The organism is Candidatus Protochlamydia sp. W-9 (assembly GCF_001950615.1).
GTDB lineage: Bacteria > Chlamydiota > Chlamydiia > Chlamydiales > Parachlamydiaceae > Protochlamydia > Protochlamydia amoebophila.
The window spans coordinates 1-5657 of record NZ_BCPZ01000226.1; the positions used below are offsets into that span (position 1 = coordinate 1).

At 35.7% G+C, this 5657-nt stretch carries 2 protein-coding genes and 3 pseudogenes; 3 read left to right on the forward strand and 2 right to left on the reverse strand.

Going from position 1 to position 5657, the window contains the following annotated elements:
* Window positions 1–222 (forward strand): annotated as a pseudogene (locus tag BU804_RS14840) (hypothetical protein); the annotation flags it as partial.
* Window positions 223–283: 61 nt separating this feature from the next.
* Window positions 284–754 (forward strand): annotated as a pseudogene (locus BU804_RS07395) (integrase core domain-containing protein); the annotation flags it as partial.
* A 389-nt stretch (window positions 755–1143) separates the two neighbouring features.
* Here the strand turns inward: BU804_RS07395 and BU804_RS07400 are convergent.
* Window positions 1144–4203, reverse strand: coding sequence for a hypothetical protein (locus tag BU804_RS07400; RefSeq protein ID WP_075883575.1), 3060 nt, complete (start codon window positions 4201–4203; stop codon window positions 1144–1146).
* 441 nt (window positions 4204–4644) lie between these two features.
* Window positions 4645–4962, reverse strand: coding sequence for a transposase (locus BU804_RS07405; protein WP_079988658.1), 318 nt, complete (start codon window positions 4960–4962; stop codon window positions 4645–4647).
* A gap of 47 nt (window positions 4963–5009) precedes the next feature.
* Between BU804_RS07405 and BU804_RS11375 the strand changes: the two are divergent.
* A pseudogene (locus tag BU804_RS11375) lies at window positions 5010–5657 on the forward strand (IS5 family transposase); the annotation flags it as partial.

Below are 5657 nucleotides of genomic sequence, written 5' to 3' on the forward strand. Positions count from 1 at the left end.
CTTGCTTTCGATAGGTCTGTTGGGCGCTATAAGCATAAAATGAAGAATGATACAGAAGTAAAGGATAAAATGATTTCGATAGCTCATGAAAGAAGAAGGTTTGGGTATCGAAGAATTTGTCTCTTGCTGAAGAAGGAAAGATTAATCATAAAAAAGTGCACCGATTGTACAAAGAGAGTGGTCTCAAAGTCCGAAAAAGGGATGGAAGGAAGAGAGCTTTAGGTTCTGAATAAGACCCGAGGAGATTTCTAGGCCAAATCAAAAATGATCTCTTGACTTTGTTTCAGATGCATTAGCCAATGGAAAGCGCCTTCGTATTCTAACAATTGGGGATGACTTTACTAGGGAAAGTCTTAATATGGTGGTAGATACCTCGATTAGCGGAGTTCGTATTGCGAGAGAGCTATCTGAATTGATAGAAACAGAGGGAAGTCCAGCATGCATATTAAGCGATAATGAAACGGAATTTACTAGCAATGCTATTTTGAAATGGTCATGGGATAACAAAATTAGCTGGAAGTCTATTCAACCCGGTAAATCAATGCAAACTGGTTACATTGAAAGTTTCAATGGAAAGCTTCGTGATGAATGCTTAAATGAAAATTGGTTTTTAAATGTTAAGGATGCTCGTAGCACAATTGAAAAGGGGCACGAAGACGATAATGAGTATCGCCCTCATACAAGTTTAAAGGATCTAAGCCCAAAACAATTTATTAGAAGTTTAAGTGAAAATAACAAGAAATTAATTGCTTGAATCTCTATTTAACTCTGGATGGAATCAGGGGGGGCAAGGTTAATGCGCGTATAAACATAATCATACAATTTTATTCTAAGAAATTATGGACTCGATTTATCTTCTCCTCCACCATTTATAGTTTTTAGACTTGAATCACTCACTGAAACTTAGACCTCAAGCGAGTGATTTTAGATAAAATAAAGTAATCAATTGCCACGATTAAAAAAATCAAAAGCCTTTTTCCAAATTAAAAATTTGTCTGTGATTTTAAATGAAAAGGTTATAGTTAATTGAATTAATTGTGCACTTATGTGCATATTTGACAAAAAGAATAAAATATAGGCTGCTGAGGGCTTGTTCTTACAAGCCCTCGATGAGATTGATCTTATCAGGCTTCTTTATATTTATCAAACCAAGGTTTCAACATCCCCTTCAGTACCACCTTCCGGACAGAATTCATCAAGAAATTGATTAAAAATGTTTTGATCGGAACTATTTTCTGATTCATCAAGCTTTAAATTCTTTATGATTTTGCCGATTAGTTGACAAAAATCTTTGTACACATCTAGTGTTGATTTAAGCGGTTGTAGTTCACTATCAATTTCTACTTGAGAGAGTTTCAAGTAATTTAGCTTGTCAGAATAGCCACGAATGTTTTGTTTATTGCTTTCTATTAATTTGCCTTGAGTTTCAAGTTGGTATATCTCACCAGAAAGAACTGAGTTACATCCTTTGAGTGCGTTGATTCGAATTGTTAGGTTTTTTTGTTGAGCTATTAAACCAGTATTTGGGACATTAGAAATCCCATTTAAATCTTGCTCAATTTGGGCGAGTTCTGTTTTTGAAGAGGGATGATCTTTTGTTTTAACATAAAGCTTTACTTTTGCTTTACAGTCTTCTTGGTATCCATGCCAACCTGGTTTATAAGAAACTATATATTTTCCTTCATTGAGTTCTGATCGATTCTCATCGCAAAAAGACCCTGTTGTTTTTTCTTGCTTTTTGCCAGGAATTAATTTTACACGATTGATAGGTGTATTTTTATCATCGATACTAAATACATATTTTGTTGCTAGAAACCCAGCTGCGAAGAAAGAGCGAGGAGTAATGGGCTTGTCTGGGCTCATTTTCTTCCAAAATATCTCTTTGTCCGTTTGCAATTCCTTTTTTCGTCGCTTTTTTTCGATTATTTCTGCTTTAATCTCTTTTAATTCAGTTTTGGAACGAGCAATTTTTTTGTCATTGGATTCGATCTCTTTTCTTTTCTTACTAATTTCTGCCTGAATATTAATTTTCCCCAAAGAATTTACAGACGTTTCTTCAGCACTTATTTGAGATTCGATATCTATAATTTCAATTTTCAACCCATTAAGAGCTTGGTTGAGTTGTTGTATTGTTGAAAAAAGATGAAGAAAATAACCGGCCGTTTCCCGCAAAGCGGCTTTAAATTTATCGTGCCCCCCTTCAACAAAGTTTTCCATTGTGAAGGATAAGGGATTAGAAGCCGGCTCAAGAGAAATCTCTCCTTCCTCCCAAGCTTTAATTTTTTGTCTTGTCTGTTCACTAAAAATGTCCGCAACGATAATATTTTTATGTAATTTCAATAGAGTTGCTAATATTTTTATTTTATTGTCATAATCATCTACTCTAGCATCGTTAACGCTACTTTTAATTGCACGTTTTTGATCTTCAGGTGTTTGTCCCCTGAGCCATTCCCACCAAGTTGGATCCTTCGGTAATAAAGCTTTTTTTTCCTTTTCTAAACTTTCGATCGCATCTAAAATTCCTTTAATGACTTCCTTCTTACTTTTTCTTTCATATCGTGCTTTACTTAGCTTGTCATTAACCACAAATAGTATAGAAGACATGACGCTTTCATCTGTTGGATTTCTTACCACTCTTTTTAATCGATCAATCATTTCCAAAAAAACATGGGATCTGTGTTCAAAAGATGCCGAATTGATTAGAACAATCATTTTTTTGGGGGAATAGACTTTTGTTGCCATATGTATAGCTTCCGCATTACAGATGTCTTCTGTAGGGCCAGCGGAATCAAAAATCCCCGCTGTATCGATATAGTTTTTATAAATTCCAAAGGCTTTTGTCTTTGCATTGTGATGCCCTATTTCTGGGTAAATAGCATCTTGTTTAGTTTTATAAACTGCTACTAACTTTTTGGGGATCTTATTTAAAAATTTCTCATAAAGATTTTCCACCATTTCAAATTTATGGGCAGTTGAAAACTTTGTTGGCAAACCCATTATCGGAATTTTTTTATAAATAATTTCCGCTCCCTGTAGATAACCAATAAGTGTGCTCTTACCAACACCAGTTGTCCCTATAACCAGTGTATAATCTTCTAATGAAGATCCTCTAAACTTGGATTCAATGTCTGAAAAAATCGTTACCATGGATGTAAAGAGTTCATTCAATTGAATTGTTCCTAACTCAGACCTGAGTCTGTCCTTATTGTATGTGTGAATCTGTTCGGCAAGCTTTCGAAAATTTACAATGATTGGCTCCTGAGGAGTTTCAACCACAGGGGAATATTTAGGATAAATTTTAGGGAAGCAAGGGATGGGCAAAACATCATATGAGGTCAGGCATTCTTCATTAATGAAAAATTTTCGAGTTATTAATTGATTAACCTTTGCCAGATAGTCAATGTGAATAGTCTGAATAACCTGGTTAATTCCTTCCGCATTCTGAGGTGGAGAAAATGAATTCGTAGGAATAGAATAGCCACCAAAGCCTTTAGCATGCATTGTAATGCCCGTAACTTTTCTGTTTGCTAGCGATTTATTTAACCTATCGGCATGAGCTCCCAAACCAACAGAGCCTTTTTCGGCGTCTGCTTCTATCTGAAAGTTTTTTTGAGATTCCTCTGTTTGCCATTCGATATCAATTTCAAAAAAAATTTTGTATCCTGTATAGACCCAACCAGAGCTGACAAAAGAATCACCTTTAACTTCACAACCCGCTGTAAGAAGATCTTCTCTGAGTTCAGGGAATTGGTCAAATGTGCATTTACTGTAATCAATATGGCAAGCGGCAAAGACAATTTTATCTGCCCCTTCTTCCGAATTTTTAGAGCTTTTATAATTAATTCGAGCACCGATAGTTGCTATGTAACAAGGCAAATCGACTCTCGCCTCATAACTTTTTTTAATTTTTTCGGAAGCTTCCTCGTTTGTTGCCCCTATTGCATATTCATCGCAAGAATTAGCAGATTGAACATTGACTATGTCGGTTGAAAATTTTACTAGGGTTCTTTGTAACAGCTTGCTTTCACTAGTTTCGGCCAAACTATTATACCCATGCCCCAAAAAATTTAAGGCATAATTCTTAATGGCTTCCATTTTTATTTTTTGACCAAGAACATCCGCCTGTATTTGATTTGCTTCATCCGTCGAAGAATTAGATGTTGTATTAACGGAAGAAGGAGATACTGAGTCGCCTATATACATAAAACCTCTTTTATAAATAAGACACGGTAAATTTTTAATTCGTAATGACATTTAAGCTATTTAAATAAGAAGAAGCTATCAAATTAAAATCAGGTAATGGAATATAAGTTGTCTTCTTAAATTTTAGCGTTTTTAACCTAATTAATTTTTGAATTATTAACAAATAAATATTTTAAAAATTTTATAATTGTTGAATTTTTGTAAAAGTAATATAGGTAGGACATTCCCTTAGTATGACTTAAGCGAACTTATGACCTGTAGAAATGTAAAAGATAATTTGAATCACTATTATTGAAGGAACAAGTTTAACGTTTATCGCATATGATTATTTTATTTTTGGGATAGTCCTAAATGAAAGGATCCATGGTCTACAACACTCCCCCTTTGTGATATCCCAGCTACAGAATGCTTACATTAACGCCAGTTTAACGTAATAAACCCTCAAAAACATTCTAAGAGCCTAGCAGCTTCGATTTCTGTATTTGAAAAGAACAGTCGAGGCTTGGATGGATTCAAGCAATAATTAGCAAGACTTGCCATCAGATCGCTAAGAAAGTTCCATCGGCTTCGGTGCCGATGATGTTCTATCTGAAAGCTATTTTTCAACAGATAATTCACACTTTCAATCATAGCCCTCTTTTTTAGCATGAGTTTATCCACTAACGGGATCAATTTGTTTTTTATCTTCTTTACTTTTGTGAAAAGTTGAATTCCCTTTTGTATTAGAGTATTAGATAGTATAGTCAGGAAAAATGAAATAAATGCTTAAATGTGCTACTCTTCTACGCTCATCAATGGAGCATCTTATGGAAGCACACAGAAGACATGATATATCCGACAGAGTTTGGAATTTACTGGAACCTCATTTGCCAGGAAGAAGAGGGGCTTGGGGTGGTATAGCAAGAGATAATAGGACTTTTATCAATGCAGTATTTTGGATATTAAGAACGGGAGCTCCATGGAGGGATTTGCCTCCAGATTACAGTGGTAGAGCAATACTCATCGGCGATTTATCCGATGGCGCAATCAGAGAGTCTGGGAAAGGTTGCTTGAGGTACTAATTGACGATCCAGATTATGAATGGCTTGTGATAGATACTTCGCATTGTAAAGTGCATCCTCATGCAGCGGGAGCTAAAGGCGATAATCAGAGCATGAGTCGTACAAAAGGGGGCTCAATACAAAATTGCATCTTGCCGTGGATGTGCATGGTCTGCCGATCAGGGCCATTATTACAGAAGGCACAACAGCAGATTGTACTCAAGCAAGCAATTTGATCGCTGGTCTTACAGCTGAGCGGTTACTGGCAGACAAAGAATATGATAGCGACGCAATCGTTGAGCAAGCTATAAGTCAGGGAATGCAAGTGGTGATTCCTCCACGAAAGAATCGCATAACTGGTCGAGAATACGATAAAGATCTCTATAAGTTAAGGCATTTGGTGGAAAATGCATT

Bases quoted from the DNA above. Each gene is read 5' to 3' on its own strand.
- BU804_RS07400 (WP_075883575.1), bottom strand. From the start codon at position 4,203: ATGTATATAGGCGACTCAGTATCTCCTTCTTCCGTTAATACAACATCT.